Origin of the sequence: Pseudosporangium ferrugineum, from assembly GCF_003002065.1 — a bacterium.
GTDB classification, from domain to species: domain Bacteria; phylum Actinomycetota; class Actinomycetes; order Mycobacteriales; family Micromonosporaceae; genus Actinoplanes; species Actinoplanes ferrugineus_A.
Map to the genome: position 1 here is coordinate 181,831 of NZ_PVZG01000015.1, position 16,163 is coordinate 197,993.

Sequence of the window (16,163 nt, forward strand, 5' to 3'; positions counted from 1 at the left end):
AGGTCACCCGACCGCGAAGCTCACGCCCGCGCCCGGCAACGGCTCCCCGTTCTTCCCGTACGCGGTGAGCTTCTTCAATGTGGCATCCGGCTTGACCTCGGCCGGGTCGAACCAGAACGCCACGACCGAGGGATCGTCGCTCCACCGGGCCAGTCGCGCCGTGACCCGGCGGCCGTTCGCCTCCACGGTGATCTTCACCGGGTCCCCGACGAAGTAGCCGAACGCCGGGGTCGGCCGGTCGTCCACCATCATCGGCGCCTGGGCCGCGTGGAAGCCGGGCGTCCGGTCCTCGCCCTCGGCGTCGTTGCTGATCACGTCGGCGGCCAGGGCGCCGCCCGCGGCACGCCGCCCGGCGACCAGCCCGATCGCCGGCAGCTTCGTGCCGGAGAGCGGCTGGAACCACAGCACCATCGGTTCGCCGCCGGGGGCGGTCAGGCCGGTGGAGATCACGTCGCCCTGGACGCCGCCGGCCGGCCCGGCGGAGCCCGGCGCCGTCGCGGTCGCCGAGGCCGCGGCCCGCTCCCCGCCGTCGGGCCGGTTGCCGCCGGCGCGGACGAGCTGTCCGCCCCCGACCAGCAGCACCAGCACGGCGGCGGCGGAGGTGGCGCCGACGGCGAGGCGCCGGCGGCGGCGCAGCCGGCCGCCCTGGATCATGACCGCGCCGAGGTCGAGCTCGCGCGGCTCGAAATCCGGCGGGGAGTGCATGGCGTCCTTCAGGTCGTCGAGGTCGTTCATCGGGTGGCACCGCTTTCCATACCCTGGCGGGGGGACGGGACAGAGATCCGGAGCTTGGCGAGCGCCCTCGAGTTGAGGCTCTTCACCGTGCCCAGCGACAGGTTCAGCTCGCGTGCCACGTCGACCTCGGTGATGTCGAAGAGGTGCCGCATCACGATGACCGTGCGCTCCCGTGGGGAGAGCGCCTTCAGCGCGCCGATCAGCCAGCGCCGCCGGGTGACGTCGTCGGCCACGTCCCGCGCCACCGGTTGCTCGGGGAGCTGCTCGGTCGCGTACTCGCGCATCGGGCGGCGCCACTGGTCGGTGATCAGGTTCGCCAGGACCGTGCGGGCGTACGCGTACGGGTCCTTGCGGCGCACCCTTCCCCAGGAGGCGTACACCCGGACGAGCGCGGCCTGGGCCGCCTCCTCGGCCTGATGCCGGTCCCCGGTCAGCAGGTATGCGGCGCGTTGCAGCCGCGCCGAGCTCGCGCGCGCGAACTCGACGAACTCGTCGTCACCTCGTCGACCAGATCTCACGACAGCCATGACGGCCGGGGGCCGCAAAAGGTTGCGGCAACCTTCCGGCGCCCTCGCCCGTCTCGATCAACGTCTCGCACCATCCGCCCATCATGAGGGAGCCGAACAATGACCCTGTCCCGCAACCGCTGGATCCTGGCCGCCGGCGTGACCGGCATCGCTGTGGCGGTGGCGGTGACCGGCGCCGTCGCGGCCAACGCCGCGCAGGAACCGGCACCGAGGAGCACGGCGTCCGCGGGCGAGGTGCCGGTGTCCATTCCGGAGCCGCCCGTCGCCCCGGACGCCATCGGAACGGTCATCGACACCGGAATCGCCGCGAAGCAGGGCACCTGGGTCTTCGCCTTCGTCCCGGTGAAGGACAAGGAGCTGCCGCAGACCGACTTCGGCCTGATGGCCGGCCGCCGGCAGGCGAGCGGCGCGGTCAGCGCCGACGTGATGGTCAACGAGGTCGTCGGGCCGGCGAAGGCGCCGGGCTTCCACGGCATCGAGGGCGCCATGGAGGTCAACGGCGAGCCCACCCCGGCGTTCGGCTACTACGTCGGGGCGGCCGAGCGGATCACGGCGAAGGCCGGCAAGCGTACGGTCACCGCGAAGATCGCGGCCTGGAGCGAGGACTCCTCGGTCAAGGCCTTCTGGTTCGCACCGGGCACCGGTGAGGTGACCGATGTGCGCGCCTTCGACGCCGCCGGCAAGGCGCTCCCGGCCGGCCACGACGTGGTCGCCGTCGGCTAGCTAGAGCCAGGTGGCTCGGACCCGGTCGGCCTCTCCGGCCGCCTGCATCCGGCCCGCTTCGGCGGCCGGGGCGCGGCGGGAGGGGTCGAGCGGGTTGCGGCCGATCGCGGTGAGGGCGGCGTCGGTCGGGCTGATCACGGCCGTGCGCCCGGGCAGCGTCCGGGCCTGGGAGGCCGGGCGGTCGCGGCGCCGGACCGCGGCGGTCAGCGGCGCCACCACGATCACCCGGTCGTAGTCGCGGGCCAGGTCGGCGTTCGCGGCCGAGCGCACCCCGCCGTCCACGTAGCGCCGGCCCGCCACCGTCATCGGCGGCCACACCAGCGGCACGGCGCAGCTGGCGGCGACCGCGTCGATCAGGGACACCCCGCTGTCCCGGTCGAAGACGCGTACCTCGCCGGTCAGGGCGTCGACGGCGGGCACGAGCAGGCGCGCCGCCGGCCACTCGTCGCGCTGGACCCGGGCCGCGATGGCCGTGCGCCGCTCCGACTCCGGCACCGTGCGGGCCTTGAGCGCGGCGCGGCCGAGGCGGGCCCGGCCCTTCGCCCGGTCGCCCGGCCACAGCCCGGCGACCACGAAGCCGAGCAGCGCCCGGGTGCCGAACACCGCGTTGGTGTCGCCGGAGGTGTCGGCGAGCTCGCGGGCGTACAGCTCGGCGACGGGGGTGCCGCTGGTGAGCTGGGCGGCGACCACGGAACCGGCGGACGTGCCGACGAACAGGTCGGCGCCGCTCAGGTCGAGGCCGCGCTCGGCGAGCCCGTGCAGCAGGCCGATCTCCCAGGCGACCCCGGTGACGCCGCCACCGCCGAGCACGAGCGCGCGCTTCTCCATGCGCCCATGATTCCCCCTCGGGAGCTCAGCCGCCGAACAGGGTGGCGTACTCGGCGGCGGACCGCGGGTTGCGGCGGCACGGCGCGTCGGTGCGGAAGAGGCTGGACTGGACGCCGCCCGCGCCGCAGTCCGAGAAGTACGCCTCGTAGGCGAGGTGCGTCGCGTGGGTCGCGAACCAGTCGTGCATCCACTTCACGAAGCTCGGGTTCTCGCGGCCCGCGTCGCCGGTGGGCACCACGCCCCATTCGCCTACCGAGAACGGTTTGCCGTGGGCGCGGGCGAAGTCGTACAGCCAGGTGAGGCCCTCCGGGCGGGTGGCCGTACGGTCGAACGCGGCCTTCGTCGGCGACCACGGGTAGTGGTCGTAGTTGTCGATGCCGATGATGTCCACATAGTCGTCGCCGGGGTAGCAGTTGGTGCTGACCCCGCCGCACACGCCGGCCGGGGTGTTGTGGGCGTTGATGGTCCAGTCCAGCAGCACGTCCGGGTTGGTCGCGCGGATGTTGTCGGCGGCCCGCCGGTAACAGTCGATCCAGGTCCGCGGGTCGTCCGCGCGCCACGACGAGGTCTGCTCGTTGAACTCCCAGCCGAGGCGCACCACCGAGTCGCCGCGGTAGTGGCCGCGCATCAGCGTGCCGAACGCCCGCCAGTCCGCGTCGTGCTCGCCCCGGGCGCAGGCCGGCAGGTCGGCGGCGGCGCCGTCCGGCACCAGGCCCTGGGAGACGACCAGCATGCCCTCGAAGTCGGCGAAGAGCTCGAACGTCCAGCCGGTGCCGCGGGTCATCGACTCCCAGGAGGTGCGGTCGGTGTAGGTCTGTGCGATGCGGCAGGCCCGTCCGCGCGCCGTGCAGAACGCCTTGACGTGCGCGGTGTCGAAGAGCGGGTCGCCGTTGACGCCGGAGAGCCCGTTGGCGCCGGGCCAGGAGCCGTCGGTGCGGGGCAGCGCGATCAGCTGCCGGGCCGACAACGGATTCCTCGGGTTCACCGTACGGGCGGCGGCACGCGAGGGTGACGCCGGCGAGGCGGTCGCCGGTGCGGGGACGGGCGGCGGGTCGTCCTCCGTGGTCGCCACGCCGACGCCGAGGCCGGTGAGCACGACGAGCACGGCGAACACGCCCAGCAGCAGCGACCGCCGGCCGCGCCATCGTCCCCCGGCCATGCGTTGCTCTCCCGGCGATCGTTTCCCCTCGCCGAAGTCTGACAGTTCCACCGGCGGCGGGGGCGGCGTTCGGCCGAGTCCGTGCCCGCCCGGGGGTGCGCCGCCGGCGCCGGAAATGCAGGTTTGCCTTACCTTAATAATGGCGGAAACCATTTCCGGAAATGTCATCACGGTGCCGGGTGACGGCGTCTCGAATGGTTTATCGTCGAGGCGGGTGAAGGGGGTTCCGATGACTCAGATGATGGAGATGCCGCGCGTGCAGACCTGCACCGTCAGCGGCTGCGGCTACAACCACAACGGCTGTACGGCGTTCGCGATCACGATCGGCCGGGCCAGTTCGGAATGCGACACGTTCGTCGAGGGCGCGCAGGGCGGAATGGGCCGGGCGCTGGCTCAGGTGGGCGCGTGCAAGCGGGCCGAATGCGTGCACAACACCGATCTGGAATGCCACGCTCCGGCGATCACCGTGGGGGCCGCCGTCGATCGCGCCGATTGCCTCACTTTCGAGGCGCAGTAGCAGCCTCGCCTTCCGGCCGTCGCCCGTTCGGGGCGGCGGCCTTTTTCTTCGCCCCGGCGGCGGGGGGTGTTGACCTCAGGGTGAGAAGACGCTAGGTTGTTCTCAGACCTAGTAATACTCACCTTGAGAGCAACTGGACGGACGATGACGGACGAGCGGAGCTTCCTCGACGGCTACGACCCGGCGGCGTTCCCGGCCGTGGCGGTCACGGTCGACGTCGTCGCGCTGACCATCCGGGACGGGCGGCTGCACGTGCTGCTGGTCGAGCGCGGCGGGCACCCCTTCGCCGGGTGGCGGGCGCTGCCCGGCGGGTTCGTGCGCGACGAGCCGCTCGACGCCGCGGCCCTGCGCGAGCTCGGCGAGGAGACCGGCCTGCGGCCCGGGGAGGGGCCGCTCGAGCGGGTGCACCTGGAGCAGCTGCGGTCGTACGGCGACCCCGGCCGCGACCCCCGCATGCGGGTCTTCTCCGTCGCCTACCTCGCCTTCGCGCCCAGCCTGCCCGACCCCCGGGCCGGCACCGACGCCAGCGGGGCGTTCTGGGTGCCGGTCGACGAGGCCGGCGAGCTCGCCTTCGACCACGCGGCCATCCTCGCCGACGGGCTCGACCGGGCCCGGGCGAAGCTCGAGTACACGCCGCTGGCCACCGCCTTCGTCGGGCCCGAGTTCACCATCGCCGAGCTGCGGGCGGTCTACACCGCGGTGTGGGGCGAGGAGCTGCACGCCGGCAACTTCCACCGCAAGGTGCTGTCGGTGCCCGGGTTCGTGGAGAGCACCGGCGAGACGGCCGCGCGGGCGGGGGAGCGCGGCGGGCCGAAGCCCCGGCTCTATCGCGCGGGCGACGCCCGGCTGCTGCATCCGGCCCTGCTGCGCCCGGCCCGCGAGGAGGACGTCCGATGATCACGTTCGACGAGGCGGTGGCGGCGATCGAGGGCGCCCGGAGGTTTCCTGATCTGCTGAACGGGCCGCTTGCGGTTGCCCGGCCCGCGCACGCGTACCGGATGCTGTTGAAGATCGTGCACCCGGATGTCGCACCCGCGGGACGGCGCGAGAGTGCGACGCGGGCCGCCGCCAAGCTCTCCGCCCTCTGGGCGGACACCCGCCCGCGGCAGCTGAACACCCCGCGGGCCAGTTACCGGCTCGGGTCGCTCGTCGCGAGCGGTGACCTGGCCGACCTCCACGCGCTCGACGACGACGCGCTGCTGAAGATGCCGCGGCAGCCGGCCGACAACGACCTGATGCGCGCCGAGATCAGCGCGCTGACCACGCTGCACCGCGACGGCGACCCGCGGCACCGCGCCTACGCGCCCCGGCTGATCGAGTCGTTCACCCACGAGGACGCGGCCGGGGTCCGGCGCACGGCGAGCATCCTCGCCCGCCAGGACGGCTTCGTCCCGCTGACCGGCCTCGAACACCGGCTCGACCCGCGCGACGTCGCGTGGATGTGGCGGCGGCTGCTCACCGGCCTGGGCTGGGCGCACCGCGCGGGCGTGGTCCACGGCGCCGTCCTGCCCGAGCACGTGCTCATCCACCCCGGCGAGCACGGCCTGGTCCTCGTCGACTGGTGCTACAGCGTGGCCCCGGGCGCGACCGTGCCGGCTGTGGTCGCCCGCTACCGCGACGCGTATCCGCCCGAGGTGACCGGCCGGGGGTCGGCCACCGCCGCCACCGACATCCACATGGCCACCGGGCTGATGCTGCGGCTGATCGCCGACCCGCCGGCCGCCCTGCGGCGCTTCGCGGCCGGCTGCCGCTACGCCGCACCCCGCATGCGTCCCCAGGACGCGTGGCAGCTGCTCGGCGAGTTCGACGAGCTGCTGGAGAACCTGTACGGCCCCCGCCGGTTCCGCCCCTTCGCGCTGCCGGCCCGATAAAGAGGAGATCACCATGGGAAGCGGACGCTGGTCCACCGATGTCTACTCCGCCGCGGCCGGTTACCGGGCCGCCACCGGCAAGAGCGCCTTCGCCTACAGCGACAGCGGCGCCCGCAAGGCCCACCCGGCGCTCGACCCCAAGGGCGTGACCGTCCGGGAGAGCCGCGACAGCGACGAACACCCCCGCAGCACGCCGATCGCCGTGCTGTTCGACGTCACCGGCTCGATGCTCACCGTCCCGCGAGTGCTGCAGACCAAGCTGCCGCAGCTGCTCGGGCTGCTGACCCGCAAGGGTTACGCGCAGGACCCGCACATCATGTTCGGCGCCGTCGGCGACGCCACCTGCGACCGGGTGCCGCTGCAGGTCGGGCAGTTCGAGTCGGACAACCGGATGGACGAGGACCTGGCCCGGATCGTCCTCGAGGGCGGGGGCGGCGGGCAGCGCACGGAGTCGTACGAGCTCGCCATGTACTTCATGGCCCGGCACACCGCGCTGGACAGCATGACCCGCCGCGGCCGGCGCGGCTACCTGTTCCTGATCGGCGACGAGATGCCGTACGCGCAGGTCAAGCCGAAGGAGGTCAAGCGCTTCATCGGCGACGACCTGCGCGAGCCGATCACGGTCGAGGCGATGATCGCCGAGCTTCGGCGCAGCTGGGACGTCTACTACATCATCCCGACGGCGGCCGGCTGGGGCGGCGACAAGGACATCCTCGCGCACTGGCGGAAGCTGCTCGGCCAGCAGGTCATCGAGCTCGACGACCTGGACGCGGTGTGCGAGACGATCGCGCTCACCGTGGGCCTGGGCGAGAACGCGATCGACCTCGACGCGGGCCTGGCCGACCTGGTGGAGGTCGGCTCGCCGGCGGGCCCGTCGGTCGGCCGGGCGCTCGCGCCGATCGGGGCGGGCCGGGGCGCGGTCGTCCGGTCGCCGCTCGACCTGGGCGGTGCCGGCGGCGGCAGCGGCAACGAGCGGCTGTGACCGGCGGGCACGTCGCCGTGGTCGATCTCGGCTACGGCGACGCCGGCAAGGGGACGATCGTGGACGCGTTGTGCGGCACCGGCCCGGTGCGTGCGGTCCTGCGCTTCAACGGGGGAGCGCAGGCCGCCCACAACGTCGTCGTCCCCGGCGGCCGGCACCACACCTTCGCCCAGTTCGGGTCGGGCACCTTCCACGGGGTGCCCACCCACCTGACCCGGTTCGTCGTGGTCGACCCGCTCGCGCTGGCGGCCGAGGCCGCCGCGCTCGGCAACCCGTTCCACCTGCTCACCGTCGACGGTGACGCCCTGCTCGCCACTCCGTGGCATCGCGCCGCCAACCGGGTCCGGGAGCGGCGGCGCGGCGGGGGACGGCACGGTTCGTGCGGCATGGGCATCGGGCAGACCATGGAGTACGCCCTCAGCCACGCCGACGCCCCACGGGTCGCGGACTCCCGTTCGCCCCGGGCGCTGCGGAGGCGGCTCGCGGCCGTACGGGACCGCCTCACCGCCACCCACGGCCCGCTCGACGCGCCGCCGCTCGACGACGTGCTCGCGGCCTTCACCGCGTTCGGTGCCACGGTGTCCATCGTGGACGGCTCGCACACCGACCGGTTGCTGCGCGAGGGGCCGTGCGTGTTCGAGGGCGCGCAGGGGGTGCTGCTCGACGAGTGGCGGGGCTGGCACCCGTACACGACGTGGTCGACGACGACGTTCGGCAACGTGGCCGAGCTGTGCGACTCGTTCGAGCGGCTGGGGGTGGTGCGGACGTACACGACCCGGCACGGCGCGGGCCCGTTCGTCACCGAGGCGCCGCTGGACCTCCCGGAGCGCCACAACGGCGTGGGCGAATGGCAGGGCGCCTTCCGCGTCGGCCACTTCGACGCCGTCGCCCACCGGTACGCCGTCGAGGTGGCGGGCGGCGTGGACGCCCTCGCGATCACCCACCTCGACGCCCCGGCCCGCTGTCCCGAGCTGCGCGTCTGCACCGCCTACGAGGCCGGCGGCGTACGCGTGGACCGGATCGAACCGGGACCGTTGCGCGACCTGGACCACCAGGCCCGCCTGACCGCGATGCTGACCGCGGCCCGGCCCGCCTGCCTCCACCGCCCGCGCGACTGGGCGACCGGGATCGGCGAACTCCTGGACGCGCCGGTGCGGATCGAGTCGCACGGCCCGAACCGCACCGACAAGCGCTACAGGTACATGCCCGTCGAGGGGGCGGTGCGGGGCACGGTGACCGGGGCGGCGCCGGTCTTGAGGGCGTAGAGCTCGGCCAGGGTGGCGCCGCTCGGGTGCACGCCGGTTGCCGTGCCGAGCCAGGCGGTGGCCTCCGCGTACGGGAGGCGCCCGACCTCGATGCTCGCCAGGCACCGGCCCGGCCGGACCACCGCGGGGTGCAGCGACGCCAGGTCCTCGTTGGTGGTGATCGCGATGAGCGCGTTGCGGCCCTGGCCGAGCAGCCCGTCGGTGAGGTTGAGCAGGCGCGACAGCGACTGGCCGGCGCTGGCCTTGGCGTCGCCGCTGATCAGCTCGTCGCAGTCCTCGAGCATGAGCAGCCGCCAGCGCGGTTCGTCGTCGTCGCCGCTGCCCAGGGCCACGCTCATCAGGTACGCCGGGTCGCCGAACATCCGCTCCGGGTCGAGCACGCAGTCGACCTGGCACCAGGAGCGCCATTGCTGCGCGAGGGCGCGCAGGGCGGTCGTCTTGCCGGTGCCGGGCTCGCCGTGCAGCAGGAGCAGGCGCCCGTTGACCGCCGTGCCGTCGATGGCCATGAGGCGTTCGAGGGTGCGCGCCACCGGGTCGGCGTAGTTGCCGCGGATCTTCTCCCACGGCGCGGCGTCGATCTCGCGCTGCACCCGCCGCGGCCCGTGCGGCCCGAAGTGCCAGAAGCCGATGGGTACGCTGTCCGCGGCGGGCTCGGGCTCCTCGACGGCGTTCTCGACGGCCGCGGCGAGCACCGATTCGGCGAGCTCGGCGGTGACGGCGGTGACGGTGACGCGGGCCCGGCGGCTCTGCTTCCAGCGGGTCACGTGCAGCGTCCAGCCCTCGCCCACGGACATCCGGCCGTGGCTGTCCTCCTCGTGGGCGTCGCGGACCACGCGCGCGTCGTCGGTGGTGAGGGTGGCGTCGGCGCGGACGTTCTCCAGGTAGCTGGTGCGGCCGTACGGCTCGCGGCCGGTGACGAACGCGTCGAGGGCGAGCAGGTCCACCACGTCCACCAGCCGGTCGCCGTCGTCGACGGCACCGGACAGTGGCAGGGGGTGGACGGGCGGGGTGGCCGCCGGCTCCACAGGGCGGCTGCCGAGCCGGTCGACGGACTGGTGGGGGGTACGCATCAACCCATGATCGTCTCGAAGCGGGGCCCGGGCATCCCCTTTTCCCGCAAGATGGTCCTCTCGATCCGGCGATTTCCCATGATCGCGCCGACTCGGTAAGGTGAGGGTTACCTAACTAGCGTTGACCAGCACACATATCGATGGAGGCCCCATGGCAACCCACCCGCACCTCTCGCGCCGCCGGCTGTTCCTGGGCGCCGCGGGCGTCGCGGCGGCCGGGCTGCTCGCGGCCTGCGGGGACGACGTGGGCGACAGCCCCGCCCCGGCCGGCGGCTCGGCCCCCGCCGGCGGCGGCACGTTCCCGGCCAAGGCCACCCACCAGTTCGGCACCACCACCGTCGAGGCCGCGCCGAAGACCGTCGTGTCGCTCGGCTGGGCGGACGCGGACGTGCTGCTCGCCCTCGGCGTCGTCCCGGCCGGCATCCTCGACTGGTTCCAGGCCTGGCCGGTCGGCGTCGGCCCGTGGGCGCAGGACCGGCTCGGCGGCGCCAAGCCGACCGTCCTCAAGGGCCCGGAGATCAACTTCGAGCAGGTCGCGACGCTGCGTCCCGACCTGGTGACCTTCACCAAGAGCGACAACGACAAGGCGAAGTGGGAGCAGCTCGAGAAGCTCGCACCCACCCTCAGCGGGCCGGCCGGCACCCAGCCGTACGGGACCACGCTCAAGGACCAGACGCTGCTCATCGCCGAGGCGCTGGGCCGCAGGGCCGAGGGGGAGGCGCTCGTCGCCGCCAACGACAAGGCGCTCGCCGACGCCAAGGCGGCCAACCCCGGCTTCGCCGGCAAGAGCGTCGTCGTCGCGGCGGCCTTCGGCGGCCAGTACGGCGCCTACACCCGCGGCGACGGCCGGGTGCAGTTCATGGAGGCCCTCGGCTTCGCCAACTCCACGAAGATCGAGGACCTCAAGCCCGCCAACTTCTACGCCGAGATCTCCAAGGAGCGCGTCGGCCTGCTCGATGCCGACCTCACGGTGATCTTCGCCATCGGCGCGGGCGCGGAGCTGAAGAAGGACGCCGTGCTCAACAGCATCCCGTCGGCGAAGGCGGGCCGGCTGCTCATCATCGACGACGCCGACCTGGCCAACGCGTTCTCCACCAACTCGGTGCTGAGCACGCCGTACACGCTCGAGAAGTTCGTCCCGATGGTCAAGGACGCCCTGGCGTGACCGCGGTCGCCGAGCGGGACCACCGTGCCGCCGAACGCGCCGGGTACGCCCCGCTGGAGGCGCGCGTGCGCGCCCGGGGCGGGCTCACCACGCGCGGGCTCGGCCTGCTCGCCGCCGCCGCGGCCCTGGTCGCCGTCGCGGCGTTGAGCATCGCGGTCGGCACCAAGGCGATCCCGCTCGGCACGGTCTGGGACGCGCTCGACGGCCATCCGAGCTCACCCGCGCGGGCCGAGGACGTGCGGATCATCCTCGACCTGCGGCTGCCCCGGACGCTGCTCGGCCTCGCCGCCGGGATCGCGTTCGGGCTCGGCGGCGCGCTGCTGCAGGCGCTGACCCGCAACCCGCTCGCCGACCCCGGCATCCTCGGCATCAACGCGGGCGCGGCGGCGGCCGTGGTGCTGGCCATCCGGGTGCTCGGCGTCGGCTCGCTGACCGGCTACATCTGGTTCGCCTTCGCCGGCGCCGCGGGCGCGTTCACCCTGGTCTACCTGCTCGGCACGCGCGGTCGCGCGGGCGCCTCGCCGGAACGGCTGGCCCTGGCCGGCGCGGCCATCGGCGCCGCCCTGCTCGCCGTGGTCAACGCGGTCGCGCTCGTCGACGTCACCACCTTCGACCGCTACCGGCTGTGGATGGTCGGCTCCCTCGCCGGGCGCGACCTCCCCGTCCTGTACGGGGTCCTGCCCTTCCTCGCCGTCGGCGTCCTTCTCGCCCTCGGGCTCGGCCCCTCCCTCAACGTCATCGCCCTCGGCGAGGACACCGCCCGCGCGCTGGGCGCCAACCTCCACCGCACCCGGGTGCTGGCCGCCCTCGCCATCACGCTGCTGTGCGGCGGGGCCACGGCCGCCGTCGGGCCCGTCGCCTTCGTCGGGCTGGCCGTGCCGCACATCGCCCGCTCCCTCGTCGGGCCCGACCAGCGGTGGCTCCTGCCGTACTCGCTGGTCCTGGCCCCGATCCTGCTCCTGCTCGCGGACATCGCCGGCCGGGTCGTGGTGCGGCCCGGCGAGCTCCAGGCGGGACTGATCACGGCGTTCCTCGGCGCGCCCGTGTTCCTCGCCGTCATCCTGCGCCGCCGGATCGTGCCGCTGTGAGCCGAAAGGTCACCGTCCGGGCCGCCGGCGTGGCCCTCCGCCTCGACCTGCGCACCCTCGGCGTCACCGCGCTGCTGGTCGTCGCGGCCGCGGCGATGGCCGCCTGGACCGTCTCGGCGGTCGGGGTGCGCCTCCCGTTCGCCGACATCGCCGAGATCCTCGGCGGCGGCGGCCGGCGCGCCGACCGGTTCATCCTGCTCGACCTGCGCCTGCCCCGGGTCACCCTGGCGCTGCTCGCCGGCGCCGCCTTCGCGATGTCCGGCGCGGTGTTCCAGAGCCTGTCGCGCAACCCGCTGGGCAGCCCGGACATCATCGGCTTCACCACCGGCGCGGCCTCCGGCGCGGTCTTCGCGATCCTCGTGCTCGGCGCCGGGCCCGGCGGCGCGGCGGCCGGCGCCATCGCGGGCGGCCTGGTCACCGCGCTGATCGTGTACGGGCTGGCGGCGCTCGGCGGCGGCGCGATCCGGCGGCTCGTGCTGGTCGGCATCGGCATCAGCGCCATGCTCGTCGCCGTCAACAGCTACCTGATCAGCCGCGCCCGCCTCGAGGAGGCCCAGGCCGCCGCCACCTGGCTGGTCGGCACCCTCAACGGCCGCACGTGGCAGTACGTACGCCTGCTCGGCCTGGCCCTGCTCGTGCTCACCCCGCTGCTGCTGCTCCTGAGCCGGCGGCTGACCATGCTCGAGCTGGGCGACGACTCCGCGCGGGCGCTGGGCGTACGCGTGGACCGCACCCGCCCCGTGCTCGTGCTGCTGGCCGTGGCGGTGTGCGCGGTGGCCACGGCGGCGACCGGGCCGGTGGCGTTCGTGGCCCTGTCCGCGCCGCAGATCGCCAAGCGGCTGACCGGCTCGGCGACGCCGCAGCTCCTCCCGTCGGCGGTCACCGGGGCATTGTTGATGGTGCTCAGCGACTTCGTCGCGCAGCGGCTGCTGGCCCCCGCCCAGCTGCCCGTCGGGGTGATCACCGGAGCGGTCGGCGGGGTCTATCTGGCGTGGCTGCTCAGCGTGCAGTGGCGGAGGGGAAGCTGATGACGGCACGGCTCTCGGGAACGGACCTGACCCTGGCGTACGACCAGCGGGTCATCGCGTCCGGCCTCGGCGTGACCATCCCGGACGGCTCGTTCACGGTGATCGTCGGGCCCAACGCCTGCGGCAAGTCCACGCTGCTGCGCGCGCTGTCCGGGCTGCTCGCGCCGAAGCGGGGCACGGTGGTGCTCGACGGGCAGGCGATCGGCTCGTACCGGGCGAAGGAGGTGGCGCGCCGGCTCGGCCTGCTGCCGCAGACGGCGACGGCCCCCGAGGGCATCACGGTCGTCGACCTGGTGGCCCGCGGGCGGTACCCGCACCAGAAGCTGCTGCGCCAGTGGACGCCGGAGGACGAGAACCAGGTCGCCGCGGCGATGGACGCCACCGGCGTGACGGACCTCGCGGACCGCCCGGTCGACCAGCTCTCCGGCGGCCAGCGCCAGCGCGTGTGGATGGCGATGGCGCTGGCCCAGCAGACCGGCCTGCTGCTGCTCGACGAGCCGACCACCTACCTCGACATCGCCTACCAGATCGACCTGCTGGACCTGTGCGCCGACCTCAACGAGCAGGGGCGCACCCTGGTCGCCGTGCTGCACGACCTCAACCACGCGTGCCGCTACGCCACCCACCTCATCGCCATGAAGGCCGGCCGGATCGTGGCCTCCGGCGACCCCCGCGAGGTGATCACGGCGGAGCTCGTCGAGGACGTGTACGGGCTGCCGTGCGAGATCATCCCCGACCCGCAGACGGGCACGCCGCTCGTGGTGCCGGCCGCGCGCGCCCGCCGCTCCGCCCGCCGGGTCAGCCCGCCGGCCGCCGGGTGAGGACGAAGACCGGGATGACGCGGTCGGTCTTGGTCTGGTAGTCCGCGTACGCCGGCCACACCTCGACGGCCCGGTCCCACCACACGGCTCGCTCCTCGCCGTGCACCTCGCGCGCCTCGTAGTCGTGCTTCTCGGCGCCGTCCTGCAGCTCGACGTGCGGGTTCTTGATCAGGTTCCAGTACCAGACCGGGTGGGTGGGCGCGCCGCCGCGGGAGGCGACCACGGCGTACTCGCCGTCGTGCTCGACGCGCATCAGCGGGGTCTTGCGCAGCTTGCCGGACTTCGCGCCCACCGAGGTGAGCAGGATCACCGGCTTGCCCTGGAGCTCGTTGGCCTCGGCGCCGTTGCTGGACTCGAACTTCTCGGCCTGCTCGCGGGCCCAGGCGGAGGTGCTGGGGGCGTATTCGCCGGTCAGTGGCATGGTGATGACCCTCTCTCGAGTGCTAGTAGTCCGGCGGCGGTCGGCCGGAAGCCGCACGCCTGCAGATAGAACGCCGACAGCTCGGGCAGGAAATCCACGTGCAGCCAGTGGCATCCGGCACGCCGTGCCGCCGCGGCGGCGGTCGCCACCAGCCGGGTGCCCACTCCGGCACCGCGCACGTCCGCGGCCACGACCGTGTCGACGAGGAACGCGTGCTCGCCGCCGTCCCACGGCACGTTGACGAAGCCGACGAGGCGCTCGCCCGCGTAGCCGCAGACCCAGCCGAGGCTGTGCCGGCGTACCCGGGCCGACCAGTCCGTTCCCCGTGGCTCGGTCCCGAAACCCGCCGCGTGCAACGCGTCCAGCGTGGCGTCGTCGAACCCGGCCCGCCAGCCGTACGTGATCGTCACCCGCCCAGCTTAGGATCACGCGGAGCGCGCCGGGTGGCTGTCCCCCGGTAGGGTTCCGGCATGCCCACGATCGTCGCCGGCGAGGTCACCCTGCACTACGAGGAGTCCGGCCGCGGGGCGCCCGTCGTGCTGATCCCGGGCACCGGCGCGCGGGGCCGCACCTGGTGGCTGCACCAGGTGCCCGCGCTGGTCGCCGCCGGATACCGGGCCATCACCCTCGACAACCGCGGCGCGGGCCGCAGCGGCCCGGTCGGACCCTCCCTGACGGTCGCGGACCTCGTCGCCGACGCGGCCGCGCTGATCGAGGAGGTGGCCGGCGGCCCGTGCCGCCTGGTCGGCACGTCGATGGGGTCACTGATCATTCAAGAGCTGCTTCTCGTACGCCCGGAGCTGGCGTCCCGCGCCGTCCTGATCGCCTCCCGCGCCCGCCCCGACCCGATGTCGCTGGCCCTGGCCGCGGCGGAACGGCAACTCGCCGACTCCGGCGTGAAGCTGCCCCGGGCGTACGACGCGGCCACGCGTGCCCTGCAGAACCTGTCGCCGCGCACGCTCGCCGACCCGGCCGTGGTGCAGGACTGGCTGGACATCCTCGAGCTGTCGCCGACCACCTGGAACGATCCGGGGCTCCGCGCCCAGATGGACGCCGCCCTGGACACCGACCGGCGTCCGGCGTACGCGGGGATCGGCGTGCCGGCCCTGGTGCTGTCGTTCGCCGACGACCTGGTGGCACCGCCGGCCCGGGGCCGCGAGCTGGCGGCGGCGATCCCCGGCGCGGTCTACGAGGAGATCGCCGGCGCGGGCCACTACGGCTACCTCGAACGGCCCGAGGCCGTGAACGAGGCGATCCTGCGGTTCCTCGCGGCATGATCGAGCGCATCCTGCCGGCGTCCGTACGCTCGGCCCACGCCCGCGAGGACCCGCCGTCGGCGACCCTGTACCCGGCCGAGGAGGAGCTGGTCGCCCGCGCGGTGCCCAAACGCCGCGCCGAGTTCACGACGGTGCGGCACTGCGCCCGGCAGGCCCTGGCGTCGCTGGGCGAACCCCCGGCCCCGATCCTGCGCGGCGACCGCGGAGCACCGATCTGGCCGGCCGGCGTCGTGGGCAGCCTGACCCACTGCGCGGGCTACCGGGCGGCGGCGGTGGCCCACGCGGCGGACGTGGCGGGCATCGGCATCGACGCGGAGGTCCACGGCCCGCTGCCGGCCGGGGTGCTGGACCTGGTGTCGCTGCCCGGCGAGCGCGAGCACCTGAGCGCCCTTGCCGCCGCCGGCTCCGGCACGTGGTGGGAGCGGTTGCTCTTCAGCGCCAAGGAGTCGGTCTACAAGGTGTGGTTCCCGCGCACGGGGGAGTGGCTGGGCTTCGAGGAGGCGGCGGTCACCTTCCACCCGGAGGCCGGATCCTTCACGGCCCGGCTGCTGCGGACGGGACCGTTCACGGAACTGCACGGACGGTTCCTGGTCGACGACGGCATCGTCCTGACAGCAATCGTCCTCGACCCGTCGTAGCGCGGCGTCCCTCCTTCCTCGGGCGCTGGATCTCGTTCCGCGGCTGGG

General features: G+C 74.0%; 19 protein-coding genes. 12 read left to right on the forward strand and 7 right to left on the reverse strand.

What is annotated here, in order from left to right:
• Nucleotides 1–3: 3 nt before the first annotated feature.
• A complete protein-coding gene (locus CLV70_RS28360; RefSeq protein ID WP_106129653.1) occupies nt 4–735 on the reverse strand; it encodes a hypothetical protein in 732 nt (243 codons plus the stop codon).
• Nucleotides 732–1,253 carry a SigE family RNA polymerase sigma factor gene (locus CLV70_RS28365; RefSeq protein ID WP_245908509.1) on the reverse strand — a complete coding sequence of 174 codons (522 nt, stop codon included), beginning with the start codon at nt 1,251–1,253 and terminating at the stop codon, nt 732–734. The genes CLV70_RS28360 and CLV70_RS28365 overlap by 4 nt, the downstream gene beginning before the upstream one ends.
• Nucleotides 1,254–1,361: 108 nt before the next feature.
• Between CLV70_RS28365 and CLV70_RS28370 the strand changes: the two genes are divergently transcribed.
• On the forward strand, nt 1,362–1,985 hold the full coding sequence (locus CLV70_RS28370; protein ID WP_106129655.1) for a hypothetical protein: 624 nt from the start codon (nt 1,362–1,364) through the stop codon (nt 1,983–1,985).
• On the opposite strand, the gene CLV70_RS28375 is transcribed toward CLV70_RS28370, so the two are convergent.
• Together CLV70_RS28375 and CLV70_RS28380 are read right to left on the reverse strand one after the other, a co-directional pair.
• A complete protein-coding gene (locus CLV70_RS28375; RefSeq protein ID WP_106129656.1) occupies nt 1,986–2,813 on the reverse strand; it encodes a patatin-like phospholipase family protein in 828 nt (275 codons plus the stop codon).
• 25 nt (nt 2,814–2,838) lie between these two features.
• Nucleotides 2,839–3,972, reverse strand: a complete 1,134-nt coding sequence (locus CLV70_RS28380; RefSeq protein WP_106129657.1) for a glycoside hydrolase family 26 protein — start codon at nt 3,970–3,972, stop codon at nt 2,839–2,841.
• A gap of 139 nt (nt 3,973–4,111) precedes the next feature.
• Here CLV70_RS28380 and CLV70_RS28385 point away from each other — a divergent pair, with 139 nt between their 5' ends.
• The 5 genes from CLV70_RS28385 (at nt 4,112) to CLV70_RS28405 (ending at nt 8,607) form a co-directional block, all read left to right on the forward strand.
• Nucleotides 4,112–4,489, forward strand: coding sequence for a DUF1540 domain-containing protein (locus CLV70_RS28385; RefSeq protein WP_425440235.1), 378 nt, complete (start codon nt 4,112–4,114; stop codon nt 4,487–4,489).
• A 144-nt stretch (nt 4,490–4,633) separates the two neighbouring features.
• Nucleotides 4,634–5,386, forward strand: coding sequence for an NUDIX hydrolase (locus tag CLV70_RS28390; protein WP_106129659.1), 753 nt, complete (start codon nt 4,634–4,636; stop codon nt 5,384–5,386).
• Complete coding sequence (locus tag CLV70_RS28395; RefSeq protein ID WP_106129660.1) at nt 5,383–6,360, forward strand: protein kinase family protein; 978 nt, start codon at nt 5,383–5,385, stop codon at nt 6,358–6,360. Before CLV70_RS28390 ends, CLV70_RS28395 begins: the two co-directional genes overlap by 4 nt.
• 13 nt (nt 6,361–6,373) lie before the next feature.
• Entirely contained in the window at nt 6,374–7,342 is a 969-nt protein-coding gene (locus CLV70_RS28400; protein ID WP_106129661.1) for a hypothetical protein, read from the forward strand.
• Nucleotides 7,339–8,607 (forward strand): adenylosuccinate synthetase, encoded by a 1,269-nt coding sequence (locus tag CLV70_RS28405; protein WP_106129662.1) that lies wholly within the window; start codon nt 7,339–7,341, stop codon nt 8,605–8,607. Before CLV70_RS28400 ends, CLV70_RS28405 begins: the two co-directional genes overlap by 4 nt.
• On the opposite strand, the gene CLV70_RS28410 is transcribed toward CLV70_RS28405, so the two are convergent.
• Nucleotides 8,535–9,677, reverse strand: coding sequence for a DUF5925 domain-containing protein (locus tag CLV70_RS28410; protein WP_106129663.1), 1,143 nt, complete (start codon nt 9,675–9,677; stop codon nt 8,535–8,537). The genes CLV70_RS28405 and CLV70_RS28410 overlap by 73 nt on opposite strands.
• A 151-nt stretch (nt 9,678–9,828) precedes the next feature.
• Here CLV70_RS28410 and CLV70_RS28415 point away from each other — a divergent pair, with 151 nt between their 5' ends.
• The 4 genes from CLV70_RS28415 (at nt 9,829) to CLV70_RS28430 (ending at nt 13,779) form a co-directional block, all read left to right on the forward strand.
• Entirely contained in the window at nt 9,829–10,842 is a 1,014-nt protein-coding gene (locus CLV70_RS28415; RefSeq protein WP_106129664.1) for an ABC transporter substrate-binding protein, read from the forward strand.
• A gap of 104 nt (nt 10,843–10,946) precedes the next feature.
• A complete protein-coding gene (locus CLV70_RS28420; protein WP_281260497.1) occupies nt 10,947–11,930 on the forward strand; it encodes a FecCD family ABC transporter permease in 984 nt (327 codons plus the stop codon).
• The gene (locus CLV70_RS28425; RefSeq protein WP_211303916.1) at nt 11,927–12,958 is read left to right on the forward strand and encodes a FecCD family ABC transporter permease; all 1,032 of its coding nucleotides are present in this window, start codon (nt 11,927–11,929) and stop codon (nt 12,956–12,958) included. The genes CLV70_RS28420 and CLV70_RS28425 overlap by 4 nt, the downstream gene beginning before the upstream one ends.
• Complete coding sequence (locus CLV70_RS28430; protein WP_106129709.1) at nt 12,958–13,779, forward strand: ABC transporter ATP-binding protein; 822 nt, start codon at nt 12,958–12,960, stop codon at nt 13,777–13,779. The genes CLV70_RS28425 and CLV70_RS28430 overlap by 1 nt, the downstream gene beginning before the upstream one ends.
• On the opposite strand, the gene CLV70_RS28435 is transcribed toward CLV70_RS28430, so the two are convergent.
• A complete protein-coding gene (locus CLV70_RS28435; RefSeq protein ID WP_106129665.1) occupies nt 13,757–14,200 on the reverse strand; it encodes a nitroreductase family deazaflavin-dependent oxidoreductase in 444 nt (147 codons plus the stop codon). The two genes, CLV70_RS28430 and CLV70_RS28435, sit on opposite strands and share 23 nt — an antisense overlap.
• Nucleotides 14,191–14,610, reverse strand: a complete 420-nt coding sequence (locus CLV70_RS28440) for a GNAT family N-acetyltransferase (protein ID WP_106129666.1) — start codon at nt 14,608–14,610, stop codon at nt 14,191–14,193. Before CLV70_RS28440 ends, CLV70_RS28435 begins: the two co-directional genes overlap by 10 nt.
• Nucleotides 14,611–14,670: 60 nt before the next feature.
• Between CLV70_RS28440 and CLV70_RS28445 the strand changes: the two genes are divergently transcribed.
• Nucleotides 14,671–15,477: an alpha/beta fold hydrolase gene (locus CLV70_RS28445; protein WP_106129667.1), complete on the forward strand. Its 807-nt coding sequence runs from the start codon at nt 14,671–14,673 to the stop codon at nt 15,475–15,477.
• The gene (locus CLV70_RS28450) at nt 15,474–16,115 is read left to right on the forward strand and encodes a 4'-phosphopantetheinyl transferase family protein (RefSeq protein ID WP_106129668.1); all 642 of its coding nucleotides are present in this window, start codon (nt 15,474–15,476) and stop codon (nt 16,113–16,115) included. Before CLV70_RS28445 ends, CLV70_RS28450 begins: the two co-directional genes overlap by 4 nt.
• The last annotated feature ends 48 nt before the right edge of the window (nt 16,116–16,163 follow it).